The 14,476-nt window shown below is 68.7% G+C and carries 10 protein-coding genes; 6 read left to right on the plus strand and 4 right to left on the minus strand.

The genetic code is table 11. The annotated features are described in order from the left end of the window. Positions 1-116: 116 nt before the first annotated feature. Positions 117-500, minus strand: a complete 384-nt coding sequence (locus QHF89_RS18115; RefSeq protein WP_136970706.1) for a hypothetical protein — start codon at positions 498-500, stop codon at positions 117-119. 277 nt (positions 501-777) lie between these two features. Here QHF89_RS18115 and QHF89_RS18120 point away from each other — a divergent pair, with 277 nt between their 5' ends. The 4 genes from QHF89_RS18120 (at position 778) to QHF89_RS18135 (ending at position 7,378) form a co-directional block, all read left to right on the plus strand. After that, on the plus strand, positions 778-2,121 hold the full coding sequence (locus QHF89_RS18120) for a sigma-54-dependent transcriptional regulator (protein WP_136970705.1): 1,344 nt from the start codon (positions 778-780) through the stop codon (positions 2,119-2,121). A 129-nt stretch (positions 2,122-2,250) separates the two neighbouring features. Further along, entirely contained in the window at positions 2,251-4,524 is a 2,274-nt protein-coding gene (locus tag QHF89_RS18125; RefSeq protein ID WP_284720637.1) for a peptidase domain-containing ABC transporter, read from the plus strand. A gap of 29 nt (positions 4,525-4,553) precedes the next feature. Continuing rightward, positions 4,554-5,897, plus strand: coding sequence for an HlyD family secretion protein (locus QHF89_RS18130; protein WP_136970704.1), 1,344 nt, complete (start codon positions 4,554-4,556; stop codon positions 5,895-5,897). Continuing rightward, entirely contained in the window at positions 5,894-7,378 is a 1,485-nt protein-coding gene (locus QHF89_RS18135; protein WP_284720638.1) for a TolC family protein, read from the plus strand. The genes QHF89_RS18130 and QHF89_RS18135 overlap by 4 nt, the downstream gene beginning before the upstream one ends. A gap of 69 nt (positions 7,379-7,447) precedes the next feature. Here QHF89_RS18135 and QHF89_RS18140 read toward each other — a convergent pair whose 3' ends face one another. From QHF89_RS18140 to QHF89_RS18150, 3 genes are all read right to left on the minus strand, one after another. Next, positions 7,448-8,674 (minus strand): cupin domain-containing protein, encoded by a 1,227-nt coding sequence (locus QHF89_RS18140; protein WP_136970702.1) that lies wholly within the window; start codon positions 8,672-8,674, stop codon positions 7,448-7,450. A 22-nt stretch (positions 8,675-8,696) separates the two neighbouring features. Continuing rightward, complete coding sequence (locus QHF89_RS18145; protein WP_136970701.1) at positions 8,697-11,945, minus strand: type 2 lanthipeptide synthetase LanM family protein; 3,249 nt, start codon at positions 11,943-11,945, stop codon at positions 8,697-8,699. A 173-nt stretch (positions 11,946-12,118) separates the two neighbouring features. Continuing rightward, positions 12,119-12,271 carry a hypothetical protein gene (locus QHF89_RS18150; protein ID WP_284720639.1) on the minus strand — a complete coding sequence of 51 codons (153 nt, stop codon included), beginning with the start codon at positions 12,269-12,271 and terminating at the stop codon, positions 12,119-12,121. 466 nt (positions 12,272-12,737) lie between these two features. Here QHF89_RS18150 and QHF89_RS18155 point away from each other — a divergent pair, with 466 nt between their 5' ends. Together QHF89_RS18155 and QHF89_RS18160 are read left to right on the plus strand one after the other, a co-directional pair. Next, positions 12,738-13,490: a hypothetical protein gene (locus tag QHF89_RS18155; protein WP_284720640.1), complete on the plus strand. Its 753-nt coding sequence runs from the start codon at positions 12,738-12,740 to the stop codon at positions 13,488-13,490. Positions 13,491-13,555: 65 nt separating this feature from the next. Then, positions 13,556-14,344, plus strand: a complete 789-nt coding sequence (locus QHF89_RS18160; protein ID WP_136970699.1) for a hypothetical protein — start codon at positions 13,556-13,558, stop codon at positions 14,342-14,344. Positions 14,345-14,476 lie beyond the last annotated feature (132 nt).

The raw sequence follows: 14,476 nt of genomic DNA on the forward strand, positions 1-14,476 counted from the left end.
CGAACGCGAGTGTCATCCACCCACCGGGCTGGCTTGCGCCTAGGCGGTTCGCTCGATCAGGCGGTAGAAGCCACGATGCGCACGACCGGTCCGCGTTCGTTGGAGGAGGAACAAGCTTACGGCGACTGGACCGTAATCCCGGTAGAGAAAGGATCTCGAAAGAGGCCTACCCGTATCAGCGCCGCGATCTGCCCCACGACGAGGTGCCGCCCATCCATGTAAAGCGCCATCATCCCCCGCACCGCATCCACGCGCAGATTCCCCACTGCGGCCGCGAGGATCGGATCCCACTTCTCCTTGATCTTCCCCTCGATCTCCACGACCTCGCCCATGAGCCTGCACAGCTCGTCCCCGGGCGCCGGCGACGGCATCACGCCGCCGTCGGCCGCCGATTGCACCGCCGTCAAGGCGCCATCCAGCACGTCATCGCCCGCGATCTGCCGCGGAGAATACCCGAGCAGCCGGTGCATGGTGATCCGCTCGGCATCGCTCCACGCCACGGCGCCCCTCAATGCCCTGCTTCTTGCCCTCCCCGTCGCGCCTGAGCGCCTTCGAGGTCGAGTCCCTCGACGCGTAATCCCGAGCGGAAAGGGCGGCCACGCGATCTGAAGTGGCACCAACCCGCGCCAACGATGCCGCTCCATCGCCAGCCGGACGCGGATCCCGCGAGGTACGCCGGGTCAGGTGTGCCAGAACCGTTCTCGAAGGGTGAACCGGCCGCGCCGTGCCACACTCGAACGCCACGAGGACCGGATGGAAACCACGAAGCGCCCCCCGATGAACCTACTCGTGGTGGAAGACGACGCCCCCCTCGCCGAGCTCTTCGTCGGCATCGCCGAAAAGCGCGGCCTACGCGCCTCCCGGGCCGCCACGATCGCCGAGGGCCGCGCGCGGATCGAGGCGGGCGACGACATCGAAATCCTCCTGACCGACATGCGCCTCCCGGACGGCAGCGGCATCGACCTCATCGAGTGGACCCGCAAGGCCGACCCGCGCATCGTGATCCTCGCGATCACCGCCTTCGGCAGCATCGAGATCGCGGTCCGCGCCGTGCGCCAAGGGGCGTACGATTTCCTCACGAAGCCCGTCGAGCCGGCGGTCCTCGGCGTCGCGCTCGATCGGGCCATGGAGGCCCGGCGGCTCCGGGGCGAGGTCGAGGCGCTGCGCGGGGCGCTCGCGACCGAGAGCGCGCTGCGCGGCATCATCGGCAAGAGCCGCGCGCTCGCGGACATCACGAGCGTCGTGCGGCGCGTCGCCGATTCCCCGGCGACGGTGCTCGTCACGGGGCCGAGCGGCAGCGGCAAGGAGCTCGTCGCGCGCGCGCTCCACGAGGCGAGCCGGCGCAAGGAGGCCCCCTTCGTCGCCGTGAACGCGGCGGCGATCCCTGAGACGCTCCTGGAGAGCGAGCTCTTCGGGTACAAAAAGGGCGCCTTCACGGACGCGCGGCAGGACAAGAAGGGCATCTTCGTCGAGGCGGACGGGGGCACGCTCTTCCTCGACGAGATCGGCGATCTTCCGCTCGTGCTCCAGGCGAAGATCCTGCGGGTGCTCGAAGAGCGCGAGGTCCGGCCGCTCGGCGCGACGCGCAGCGCGCCCGTCGACGTGCGCGTGGTGGCCGCGACGAACCACGACCTGCGCAAGGCCGTAAAGGAGGGCCGGTTCCGCGAGGATCTCTTCTATCGGCTCGCCGTCATCGAGATCGCGATCCCGCCCCTGCGTGACCGGCCCGAGGACATCCTGCCGCTCGCCGAGCACTTCCTCGGGCGCGCGAAGGCGCGCGCGGAGCGCTCGCTCCAGGGGTTTTCGGGCGCGGCGGCGCGTGTGCTCATGGCCTACGACTGGCCGGGCAACGTGCGCGAGCTGGAGAACGCGGTCGAACGCGCGGTGGCCCTCGCCCAGGACGAGTGGATCAGCCCCGATGATCTGCCGCCCACGGTCCAGAAGCCGAGCACGCCCGACCTCTTCGCGAGCGCCGCCGAACGTATGATGACCCTCGACGAGGTGGACCGCGCCTATGTGAGGCACGTGCTCGAGCGCTTCGGCGGCAACAAGGTCCGCGCCGCGGCCGCGCTCGGGATCAACCGCCGCACGATCCAGCGTTGGCTCGGCGAGGAAGAGTGACCTTCCCCGTGCGACACAAGGTCGCACCTGGGATCGGGCGTCGCACCGCGTCAGGGGCGAAGCCCCGCAGAATGGGCGGCGGGAGGCTCGTCCGCGGCTGGCACGGGAGGTGAAAAGGGCGGGGCACCCGTGACCCACCCGGACATCGTCCCGCCCCCTCCCCGTCCCTCGTTTCCCCCGCCGTCGGAGACACTGGAAGCGCCCCCGCCTCCGTCCTCGGACGAGCGCTCGGCCGCGGTGAAGGCCGCCTGCGATGCCGACCTTACGGAGCCCCTGCTCCAGGCGCTCGAGTTCCTCGGCAAGAACTCGAGCGTCGAGGTCGACCGCTCCACGGCGCGCCGCGCGCTCGACGAGGCCCGGCAGGAGAAGGCGTTCGTGGGACCGGAGGCCTGGTTCGACGAGCTCTCGCGCGCGGGCGCCACGGTCGGCCTGCGCATCCGCACCCTCCGCCGATCGAGCGTGGACGCCGTGGCCGGCGCGCGCGCGCTCGCGCCGGCGGTGTCGCTGGCGGCCGGCGCGAACGGACCCGTGTACGCCGTGGGCATCGTCGCGCAGCGCCCCGGCGCGGTGTTCGTGGTGCCCGCGGGCGGCGCGGCCAAGCCCACGTGGGCCGGGCCCGAGAGGCTCGCGGCGCTCGTGGGCGCGGCGAGCCAGGCCGAGGCCGTGACGTGGGCCATCGCCGATCCCCTCGAACCCTTGCGGGCGCTCGGAGGCGGCGGCGGGGGTCACGGCCCCGGCGCGCCCTCGCCGTGGAAGAGGCTCGTCTCCTTGCTCCGCCTCGAACGCGACGACATCGGCGTCGCGCTCGTGTACGCGATCGGCGTCGGCATCGTGTCGCTCGCCGCGCCCATCGGCGTGCAGGCGCTGGTGAACACGGTCGCGTTCGGCGGGATGCTCCAGCCCCTCGTCGTCCTGACCTTGCTGGTCTTCGTGGGGCTCGCGTTCGCCGGCATCCTGCGCGCGCTCTGGGCGTGGGTCGTCGAGCGTATCCAGCAGCGCATCTTCGTGCGGGTCGCGGTGGACCTCGCGCACCGGTTGCCGCGCGTCCGATCGGACGCGCTCGGGGAGGCGTACGGGCCGGAGCTCGTGAATCGCTTCTTCGACGTGCTCACGGTGCAGAAGGGCGCCGCGACGCTCCTCGTCGACGGCGTCTCCATCCTCTTGCAGACGGCCGTGGGCATGCTCGTGCTCGCGTTTTACCACCCGCTCCTGCTCGCGTTCGACGTCGCGCTCGTCATCGCCGTGTCGTTCGTGTTGCTCGGGCTCGGGCGCGGCGCGGTGCACACCGCCGTGAAGGAGTCGAAGGCGAAGTACGCGGTCGCGGCGTGGCTGGAGGAGATGGCGCGCCACCCGGCCGCGTTCCGCTCGGGGGGCGCCGCGGGCTTCGCGCGCGCCCGCGCCGAGGACCTGCTCCACACGTGGCTCGGCGCGCGCCAGAAGCACTGGAAGGTGCTGTTTCGCCAGATCGTGGGGTCCCTCGTGGTGCAGGCGACCGCCAGCGCCGCGCTGCTCGGGGTCGGCGGCTGGCTCGTCATGGTCGGTAAACTCACGCTCGGCCAGCTCGTCGCGGCGGAGCTCATCGTGACCACGGTCGTGGCCGGCATCGCGAAGTTCGGCAAGACGCTGGAGAGCTTTTACGACCTGCTCGCGGGCGTGGACAAACTCGGTCAGCTCGTCGATTTGCCCCTCGAAGTGCCCGGCGGCGCGCAGGTCCCGCCGAGCGAGAAGGGCGCGCGCGTGCGGCTCGTCGACGTCACGTTCGGCTATCCGGGCAAGGAGCCGGTCCTCGAGGACGTCTCGCTCAGCCTTGCGCCCGGCGCGCGGGTGGCCGTCGTCGGCCCGAGCGGCTCCGGGAAAAGCACGCTCGTCCAGATCTTGTACGGGCTGCGCGCGCCCACGCGCGGGCGCATCGACGTCGACGGCATGGATATGCGCGACATCGATCTCGATTCGCTGCGGGAGGACATCGCGCCCCTCCGCGACGTCGAGATCTTCGACGGCACGATCGCGGAGAACGTGCGCGTGGGCCGGCCCGAGGTGAAGACCCGGGACGTCCGCGCGGCGCTCGAAGCGGTGGGGCTCTGGGCGTACGTCGCGGCCCTGCCCGAGGGGATCGAGACGCACCTGCCGACGGGCGGGTCCCCCCTCTCGCGCGGGCAGGCCATGCGCCTCTGCGTGGCCCGCGCCATCGCCGGCAGGCCCCGCCTCGTCGTGCTCGACACGGCGCTCGCGGAGCTCGATCCCGCGTCGCGCAAGGCGATCCAGGCCGCGCTGCTCGACCCCAAGGCGCCATGGACGGCGCTCGTCGTCACGCACGACCGCGACCTCCTCCGGAGCTGCGACGAGATCTTCGTGCTCGACGCGGGCAGGCTGCGCCCCCTGCGCGCGGGAGACCTCCCTTGAACGGGCGTATGCGAGAGAACGAGATCCCCATGCCCGAACGCCCGAAGCCCTACCCGACGATGGCCCTCGAAGGCGAGAGCGACGTGCTGCGCCTCGTCCGGGCGCCGCGGCTGACGCGCACGATCGCGCGGATGCTGATCGCGCTGCTCGTGCTCGTCGCCGTCGCCCTCGTGGTGGTGCCCTGGCAGCAGAACTCGCCCGCGCACGGGCGGGTGATCGCCTTCGCCCCGCTCGACCGCCAGCAGACGATCGAGGCGCCCGTCGAGGGCCGCGTCGTCCGCTGGTACGTGAACGAAGGCGACCACGTCGAGGAGGGCGCGCCGATCGCCGACATCTCCGACAACGATCCCGAGATCGTCCCGCGCCTCGAACGCGAGAAGGCCGCGGTCGACGCGCGCATCGATGCGGCCCGCGCGCGTACCGGCGCCGTCGCGGGCCGCATCGAGTCGCTCGCGTCCTCCCGCGACAGCGCGCTCGCCGCGGCCTCGTCCCGCGTGAAGATGGCCAAGGATCGCACGCGCGCCGCCGAGCAGACGGTCGTCGCGACGCGGGCCACGCACAAGACGGCCGAGCTCCACTTGAACCGGCAGCGCTCGCTCTTCGAGGAGGGGCTCTCGTCGAAGCGGCAGGTCGAGCTCGCCGAGCTCGAGGAGGCGCGCGCGCGCACCGACGAGGATCGCGCCGGCGCCGCGCTCTCGGCGGCCCGCGCGGAGGAGGCTGCGCTCGCCGCGGACCTCTCCAAGATCAAGAACGACGCGAGCGCCTCCATCAACGACGCCACGGCGTCGCGCGCCACCGCCGAGGCCGAGATCGCGGTGGCGACCGCGGAGCTCGCGCGCATGGAGGTGCGGCTCGCCCGGCAGCTCACCCAGAGCGTGAAGGCGCCGCGCGCGGGCACGGTCCTGCGGGTCGTCGCCAAACAAGGCGGGGAGATGATCAAGTCGGGCGAGGTCCTCGCGATGCTCGTCCCCGACACCGACGACGTGGCCGTCGAGCTCTGGGTCGACGGCAACGACGTCAACCTCGTCACGCCGGGGCGCAAGGTGCGCCTGCAGTTCGAGGGGTGGCCCGCGATCCAGTTCTCCGGCTGGCCCTCGGCCGCCGTCGGTACCTACGGCGGCAAGGTCGCGTTCGTCGACGCCACGGACGACGGCGCCGGCAAGTTCCGCGTGGTCGTCGTGTCCGACGGCGACGCGCCCTGGCCCGGCAAGCAATACCTGCGGCAAGGCACGCGCGCGAACGGCTGGATCCTGCTCGACCGTGTCTCGCTCGGCTACGAGCTCTGGCGCCAGTTCAACGGCTTTCCCCCCCAGTGGCCCGCGCCGCCCGCGGACGGGTCCAAGGGCGACACGAAGAAGGGAGGCGGCAAGTGACGAGCCCCGTACGAACCCTCGCGCTCGCGCTCGCGCTCGCGTGGCCGGGCGTCGCGAGGGGACAAGCGCCCTCGGCGGCCACGGACGCGACCACGTCCGCGCGGGCGCCCGAGGGCCCCGCGACGACGGCCTCGACGAGCGCCGGCGAGCTGCGCCTGGAGGAGCTCGTCCGTTCGGTCGAGCAACGCTTCCCGCTCATCCTGGCGGCAGCGCAGGAGCGCGCCGCGGCCGAGGCCGATCGGATGACGGCGTCGGGCGGGTTTGATCCTTCCTGGCGCACGACCGCGGCCGTGATCCCGATCGGGGGGTATCCCTCGCAGCGGATCGACACGTTCGTCGAGCAGCCGCTCCCGTGGTGGGGGTCGAGCGTCTTCGCCGGCTACCGCATCGGCCGCGGGGAGTTCCCGGTCTACGACGGCAAGCTCGCGACGAACGAGTATGGCGAGGTGCGCGCCGGCGCGCGCCTCAACCTCTGGCGCGACGGCCCGATCGATCGGCGCCGGGCGAACCTCCAGCGCGCCGAGCTCGGCGTCGACGCGGCGACCCAGGGCGCCGATCAGCAGCGGATCGAGGCCACGCGTGTCGCCTCGTTCCGGTACTGGGACTGGGTCGCGGCGGGCCAGCGGATCGCCGTCGCGCGCACGTGGCTCGACCTCGCGCTCGTGCGCGACGAGGCGCTCGCGCGCCGCGTGGAGGCAGGCGACGTCCCCGCGTTCGAGCGACAGGAGAACCAGCGCGTGATCCTCCAGCGCAGGGCGCAGGTCGTCTCCACACAGCGCGCGCTCGAACAGGCGGCCCTCGAGGTCTCGCTTTTCCTGCGTGCCCCGGATGGTTCGGCCCTCCTGCCCGAGGCCTCGCGGCTCCCGAAGCGCCTGCCCGAGCCCACGCCGCTCGACGTCGCGCGGGTCCGCGCGGACGAGCGGGAGGCCGTCGAGCGCAGGCCGGAGCTCAAGCGCCTCGACGCGCAGAAAGAGCAAGCCGAGGTCGAGCGTCGCTGGGCCGAGAACCAGAAGCGCCCCGCGATCGACCTCGTGATCGTGGGCTCGCAGGACCTCGGCCCGGGGGATCCCAAACAAGCGAAGCCCGTGCTCGAAGCGGCCGTGGTCGTCGACATCCCGCTGCTCAACCGTGTCGCCAGCGGGCGCGAGCGAGCGGCGGCGGCGCAGGTCTCGCGGATCGAGGCCCAGGCGCGGCTGCAGCGGGATCGTGTCGTGGCCGACGTGCGCGACGCGGCCTCGGCGCTCACAGCGGCCGAGCAGCGGGCGACGGTGGCGCGCACGGAGGTCGATGTCGCGCGCAAGCTCGCCGAGCAGGAGCTTCGGCGCTTCGAGCTTGGCGAAGGCACGCTGCTCCTCGTGAATTTGCGCGAGCAAGCCGCGCTCGAAGCCGCGCTCCGGCAGGTGGACGCCGTCGCCGACTGGCAAAAGGCCCTCGCCGCCTACCGCGCCGCGACCGCGGGCGCGGCGAGCGCCGTGCGGTGACGAGATCCCGCCGAGGACCGCATCAGTACGCCCGGGTTTGCTGAAAACAACAGCATCGTCGACGCCAGGTCAGCGTCGACCCGCGCGTGTCGTGAAGAGCGGCGCAAGCAGCGGCACACGACGGAGGTCGGCGCAAATGGCTTCGAGTCGACCGAGCTGGGCCTCCCCCAGCGCTTCACGACCTCCCAGGGACATGGCAATCTGCTCGGGTGTGGCGCCCCGGAGGATGTTGCGGAGAATGGCCCAGTGTCCCTCGGAGAAATTGAGCGTGATGCCTTGTGCCTCTCTGGCACCCCGCAATCCCTCGAAAAGGAAGGCGTCGGGCTGCGCGTCCGGGAAATGCTTCGTGATGAAGTCTTCTATCGAGGTCCTGTCCTCCAGGCTCGAGAGCAGCGCCAAGACCAACCGCTGCGTCGGGTCCGCAAGGCGCGCCCAGCGGATACCGGCATGTCGATCGGTCGAACGGATCGCGTCACCCAAGTGCCGTATCCAATCTCCATGTCGCTCCGTGAGCCGGGAAAGCAGCCGTTCGAAAGATGCAGGGTCGCGTGAGGAGCGAGCGCTCCTCTCGGCGAACACTTTCGTCAAATAAAAGAAGCTGCTCCAGGGGTCACCCCCCAGCACCAGCTCTTCGGCGAGGCTCTCCTTGCTGGGATGATCGGTCCGAGACAGGTACTCGAGCAACTGGAAACGTCGCGTGAAGGCCGCCGACGTCTCGATGCGCGCTGCCACGCCGGGGGGGTGGTATTCGAACTGCGACCATCCATCCTCGTGGAACGTCCTGACGACGAGCGTGATCGTCGGACGGCTCACGTGCCACACTTGATGGATGAAGTCCCTCCCGCCGGCAATGGCCCTGACGGAGCCGGGCTGGAGGTATTCGACGCCGGTGAGCGCGAGCGAGCCCAGCCGCAGGTTCGGCGCGGGTGTGGCGTGCGTATCGAAACCGTACATGCAATGCAGGCTGTTCCCCTGGAGGTTCGTGAACGCGCCCGTGAAGCCATGGTCGTGAACGGCCGTCTCCGGGGTGACCCAGAAGTAAAGATCGACGAAAAAGCGGCTCCCGTGCCAGAGCGTCAGCGGTGGTTGTCCGAAGCCACCCCGCAGATCATGCTGCTCGGGGAGCTGTTCGGCGGCGATGGCCCAGCGCAAGATCTCTGCTTCGTCGAAGCGCGCGTGGAGCTCGGCCTGCGCCAGGCAGTCGTGCGCGATCGAGGCGAAATCCGTCGAGCGGTACTCGGCGCTGCTCCAGCGACGTTCGATCTCGGACGCAAGAGCATGGATGGAGTCGAGCATGAACCGACCTCGCTGTACCCCTCTACTCCCAGAGGAGCACCGATGGAAGCATGTTCGGGTCGTGCAAACGCAGCAATGTATAACCTATCCCCGACATGCCCTGAAAGAACCCCGGCGAGGGGACCTCGCGACGGAACGGCGGGAACAGCGAGAACCCGCCACGCGCCGCGGCGCGCTCCACGAGCTCCCCTGCCAGGCGGCCCGCGTGCTCCTGCAGCGTCGGCTGGCCGAGTCGCCTGGCGGCCACGAGGAACAGCTCCACCCGGCCGAAATTACCACAGCAGAGATGATCGGCGGAATGCAGGTCGAACGTCTTCACCGTGCGCAGTGCCACGTCGATGTCCTGGCGAATGTCCGGCGTCGCCAGCACGTGGAGCCCGCCCAGTCGCGAAAGGCCGATTCCGACGGCGCCGTGACACCAGCTCTTTCCGAACGCCGGCACATCCGTTTCGCGTCCTCGCAGATCGGGCCAGTTTTCCTGGTCGGCGTCGAACACGCTCCGCTCGTAGGCGAGTGCATCCTCGGCTGCTCCCCGGAAGGTCGTCTCCCTCGTCGCCTCGTGGAGGCGCAGAAGCGCGTAGCAGACGCCGGCGGCGCCATGGGAGAACCCGGTCAAGAATCGACCATTGACAGCAGGCCAGAGTCGGTGGCCGGAGGGTGTTTCACGTCGCGCCGCGAGGAGGTGCTCTCCGCAGGCGACAGCTCGTTCGAGCAAGCTCGGAGCACCCGTTTCCCTGTGCAGCGCCAGCAGACCGAGAATCGCGCTGGCCGACCCACCGATGATGTCGAGGGCCTGGTCGGCTGCGATTCGATCCATCGTGATGAGCGGCGCAGCCTCGAGCGCCGCATCGATGAGCGTCCCATGCCCCAGGCGCTTGCCGACCTGCACGAGCGAGTAGAGCACCGAGGCCAGCCCGGTCGCCCCGCTGATTCCAAGCTGACTGGCAAACCGCTGTCGGCTGGTGCCACGGCGCAGCAGCTGCAGCACCGGCTCGAGTGCGGCGAGGGCCAGCTTCCCATACGCCGCCCCCGCGACGTCGTTTAATGCCGAGAAAAAGATCGCGACTCCGCAGACGCCGTCGTACAGCCCCCAACCGATGGACTGGAAGCGATAGCGCCCGGCCTGCATCATGTACCGTGGCGCAAACCAACTGATGCTCCCGTCCTTGGCCTTGATGGCCTGTTTTCGTAATTCGTCTGCACAGCGCACGGCCTCTTCCACGAAACCGGCGGGTGGCCGGGAGAGATGGCCAGCGCGGGCGGGCTTCTCGCCGGGGGCGGACGGGTCCTCGTGTACCTCGGTGGCTATGTAAGCGTAGAGTGCGCCACGAATCAGCGCGGTGTGCCCGGCCAGGTCGTCGTCTCCCAGAGCGGAGAGCCGGCCCAGGACCAGGTGAAAACTGGGCTCCAGAAAAGCTTCGTCGATGTGTTCGCCAGGAGAAACTTCGAGGCGATCACTGGCAGGGTCCGCAGAAAAGAACGGGATGTCTCCCTGAACGAGCGCTCGTATCTCGGCGGGCAACAGCGCCCACAGCACGGGCCGCTCCTCGTGCGCGATCCTGTCTCGGCCCAGAATTTCGAGGACGATGCTCGCGTCGACCCCACTTCGTAGGTGCTTTGGAAGCAGGAGTTTTTTGAATACCGACGCATAGATGGCAGTGGCCCGATAAATGAAGCGCACCCGCTGCCGCTTGAATGCGTGAATCGGACCCTCGGGCGAGAGGAGCTCACGCCGATGACGCTCGAGGAAGCGATACATCTGCGTGAACCCCGCGACCAGGTCTTCGATGTGCGCGCCTATTCCGACGGGAGACCCACGCAGCAGAGGGGCGTTCCCTTGCGCGTGGATCTTGCCCACTTCATAATCCATCTCCATGCCGTCGGAGTTGACGTTGCCCCATTTCCGCATGCGGAACGGCGCCTCTTGATCACCGATTCCACTCAGCCCGCTGAGGTCGAAGGCCACCTGGCCATCCTTCGCGACCTGCCAGGTCGGGATCATCCCCGTGCCCAGCACCGAGTTGACGAAGAGATCACTCGTGAGGTGAGCCGCGTTCATCCCCTCGTCGTCTGCGGTGCGCGCGCGCGGGTGGAGAAGGGTCTCGAGGTCGATGAGGACGGGCGTGTCACCGTTCGCGATGAGGTTCTCGAAATGGCAATCCCTTCCCGCGAGGACATGGACGAGGCACAGGAGCGCGCCCCCGCGCTGATAGTATCTGCGAATCTCGTCCGCCGAATCGCAGGTGTTCCGAGGCACGCGCTCGACCCAGCCATGGGAAGGTCGACGAAGGAGCCGCGGGGCGGTGAGCGGCAGCGCGAGCCCCCTGTCATTCAACCAGGCGACGAGGTGACGGAAGGCCTCGTCGATACCCAGGTCTTTGGGCTTGTAAAAGAGATCGACGCCAGACGCAAAGGACACGCCGATCACGCATCGCTGGCCACGATGCGGGTCCGACAAGCTCGCCTGCACACGCTCGACACGCCCGAGCCCCCGGCCTCCCCCGAACGTCTCTTCGAGCTGGCCCAAATCCGCGGACAGATGCTCGAGGAACTCCGCGGTGGCCTCTACCCAGAAGTGCGTCGTCGAGGCCAAGAGCCTCGCCAACACGGCATACTCCTGAAGAAAGGGGGACAGCCCACCTCGATCCATCTCGAGAACGAACGCACGGTAGAGCTCTCGACCTGCCGGACCTTTCGCCGCGAAGCCGTTCCGCACGCGGAAAACGGAAAATTCGAGCTGGAGGGGGAGCGCTGCGTGATTCGCCAGGGTATCGAGCAGCCTGTTCTCCAGCGCGGCGTGGGATGCATCCGTCAACAGGTCGTAACAGGCGCCTGCCCGCCCGAGGAGGCGCTGCCGAGCGGCGAGCACGAAGGGGAAAAGAATCTCCTGGAACGGAAATGGCTTCTCCGGATCGACGAACCGCTCTCGGTCGTCCGTGCGGTTCCCCGAGGGCGCCGGGTCCTTGAAGCCCTTCAATACATCCGCCAGGAGCTCCGCCCAGGCGGGGAGCTGGGCGCCTGGGGACGGCCGAACGGCCCCTAGCCATTCGAGCACCGCCGCCTCATTCAGGCCGTCCCAGGCCAGCCGTCTCTGGAACAGGGACCGATCCCCCTTGGCGACGGCCTCACACCACGCCTGCAGCCGGGGCGAGCGCTTTTCATTCTCGCGAGCATCCTCGACGGGAGAAAAATCACCGCTGAGCCGCTCTGCAATCGTGCTGGCTCGCCCGAAGATCTCCGCGAGCGGGGAGGGATGTACGGCGTGGGCCATACTTTATTGGCGTGCCGGTCGCGGCATGTCGCTCCGGCGAAAGCGCCTGAAGCGTGAAGGTTACGGGGTGGGATTCCAGCGCCCAAGCTACATGGGGCAGGGCGTGCCCGTCAAGGCACGTCGCTCGTCGAAGGCGCCGAAAGCGTGCGGCTCACAGGGGATTTCTGCCCAGATCACATCGGACAGCCGCTGCCACACAGCGTCGTCCAGCTCCCCGGGGCCCCCTCGTACTCGTCGGCGGGCAGCATATCCTCGGCCTCCTCGACGCGGAGATTGAGCTCGCTCTCGAGAAGGTCCTTGATCGACTGCAGATCCTGGTCTTGCATCTTGCCAACTCCTCTGGTTGTTGTGGAACGTTGTCGTTCCACGGACGGGAGCAGGTTACGAGCAAGAAGGTTCCCGTGCAACGGGGGTGCAGCCTTTCGTCGGATCTTCGCTCGACCTCCTCCCTCCCCCGCCGCTCTTGCGGATGGGGAGACGAGTCGACCCGGTCACCGTCATGGGACGCTCGGTTCCCGGGCGCATCGTGAGCCCCCCTGGTTCGGTTTCCCTTGTCGCCCGGCCGAGCAACGTGCGATTCGGTACCCCATGCAAGCACGGAGGAGACGCCGGTGGTCAATGCTGTGCGTGCTGGTGATGGGCTTCTGTGGGGCAGGGATGACGGGTGCGTGCGGGTCGAGCGAGCCAAGCGAAGCAGGATGCCCCGCTCCGGGCGTCGAGCCGCCGGTTGAGCCACCGAGCGATTGCGCGATGCCCGTTGAAAAGCCGTGCATGCGTTATCGCATCCCTCTCATGGGAAATCCGAGCACGGACGTCGCGTTGCGGAGCAAGTACATCGCCGCGTTCGGCAGCGCTTGTTATGTGTCCGAGGCCAATACGTTCGACTGCTTCTACAGGGATCCGCTGAAAGCGTGCGCCGATGCCGTGTTGGTCGCAGAGGTCTTCGGAGCGGCGCCCTACGACAAGAACTATCCGGCGTGCGAGCGTATCAAAGGCACGGAGGACTACTCGCGCCAAGTCGGCTCGGATCCCGCGAACAAGATCATCATCAACCACCAGGCTGCGCCCCTGGAGAGTTCATTCATCGAGGTCAACGGTGTGCCGACGGAGGTCAACGGTCCGTACCGGAACTTGGTCGAGCCGTCGAATGTCGGACCGGGGAAAGACTTCCACTGCGAGGAAATCGACAACATCGAGCAGCGGGTGCGGATCCTCCAGGTCAACCGCAAAGCGCACGGCGGCAAGATTCACTCCGATCTAGCGGGCTTCACGTATCCTTGTGTGGATGAGAATTGCAAGCCGACGACGTGCACCGAGCCGGACATCCTCAAAGATCCGGAGAACACGCCTCATCAATATGACCCAGAGCGCGCCGAGGTGCACCACGTGGTGCGCAGGAAGGACAAGCGTCTATGTCCGTGGGGCACGAACTCGAACAAGAACGCGGCGGTCATCTCGGGTAAGCTCAACAGGCATCTAACGAACAACTACCCGTCGGCGGACGAGGTGAAGCGGATCCACCAGGTGCCGGCGTACACGCCATGACGCCGCAGGCACACCGATTTTCCCAGCGCCTTGACGCGGAGACCGACGTGGCGTAGGCGACGCAGATGGTCGCGCGTACCAGTCGTTTTGGACGCCTCGTTTTCGACCGCGATGCCATCGTGCGCGCCGCTCTGCGCGCCTACGTCGAAGTCAGCCTTGCGCATGTGGACCCGCTCGAGCGCCATAGCTTTACCGCCTGCGCCTTCCCGGGCTGGACGGGCGACCTCCAGCGAGGCGCCTTCTACAACGGCAACGGATGCGGAGATTACGACGTCGTGGCGTGGACCGAAACGGGCGTCGTCGGCCTCGCGTACGAGCTGGGGGCCGGTCCGATCGAGCAGCTCGGCCTTTCGGTCGATGCGGTAACCGGTGGCCCAGACGACGTGCGCGGGGCCGTGCCAGAGCTTCCCGCCGAGCTGGAGCCGGCGTTCGAGATGGCCGTCGGCATGCTTGGAGTGGGACCCGAGCATGGGCAGAGGGATGCGGGCGTGGGCTTCTGGCTTTACGGCGATCGTGTCGCCAGCACACTGTTCGACGATCCAACGGCCTGTGGCGCCGACCGGCTGGCCGTGTGGGGCTTGCTCCGAGGCGGACGGCTGCAACGAAGATATGGTCGAGAGACCGCTGCGTTCGCTGCGGAGGTCGCCCGAACGACAGCCGCCCCCATTCACGCGCTCGCGGACGCGCTGGTCGACCGGAGACTGGGTGGCCCCACGGAGCTGACGACCGACGAGCTCGCGACGCTCCTTCCCCGCCCGCCCGACCCGGAGCGACTGCTTTGCGCTCAACAGCGCCTTCGGAAGGTGGGCATCACGTGGCCCGGCTCGCCCGAGATCCCCGCGGAGCCGACATAACGGGCCAACCGAGGGTTCGTCCAGGACCAACGGTCTAGAGCGCTGCAGCAGGATGAGGTCAAAGGGCCGCCGCCGTGTCACCGGGCGAGCGCGCTCGCCCGGTATGCCACCGGAAGAGCAGAAAAAGAGTGA

Source organism: Polyangium sorediatum (assembly GCF_029946465.1).
In the GTDB taxonomy this organism is placed as follows: Bacteria; Myxococcota_A; Polyangia; order Polyangiales; family Polyangiaceae; genus Polyangium; species Polyangium fumosum.

Bases quoted from the DNA above. Each gene is read 5' to 3' on its own strand.
- QHF89_RS18130 (WP_136970704.1), top strand. From the start codon at position 4,554: ATGCCCGAACGCCCGAAGCCCTACCCGACGATGGCCCTCGAAGGCGAG.
- QHF89_RS18145 (WP_136970701.1), bottom strand. From the start codon at position 11,945: ATGGCCCACGCCGTACATCCCTCCCCGCTCGCGGAGATCTTCGGGCGA.
- QHF89_RS18160 (WP_136970699.1), top strand. From the start codon at position 13,556: ATGGTCGCGCGTACCAGTCGTTTTGGACGCCTCGTTTTCGACCGCGAT.
- QHF89_RS18120 (WP_136970705.1), top strand. From the start codon at position 778: ATGAACCTACTCGTGGTGGAAGACGACGCCCCCCTCGCCGAGCTCTTC.
- QHF89_RS18155 (WP_284720640.1), top strand. From the start codon at position 12,738: ATGGGAAATCCGAGCACGGACGTCGCGTTGCGGAGCAAGTACATCGCC.
- QHF89_RS18150 (WP_284720639.1), bottom strand. From the start codon at position 12,271: ATGCAAGACCAGGATCTGCAGTCGATCAAGGACCTTCTCGAGAGCGAG.
- QHF89_RS18140 (WP_136970702.1), bottom strand. From the start codon at position 8,674: ATGCTCGACTCCATCCATGCTCTTGCGTCCGAGATCGAACGTCGCTGG.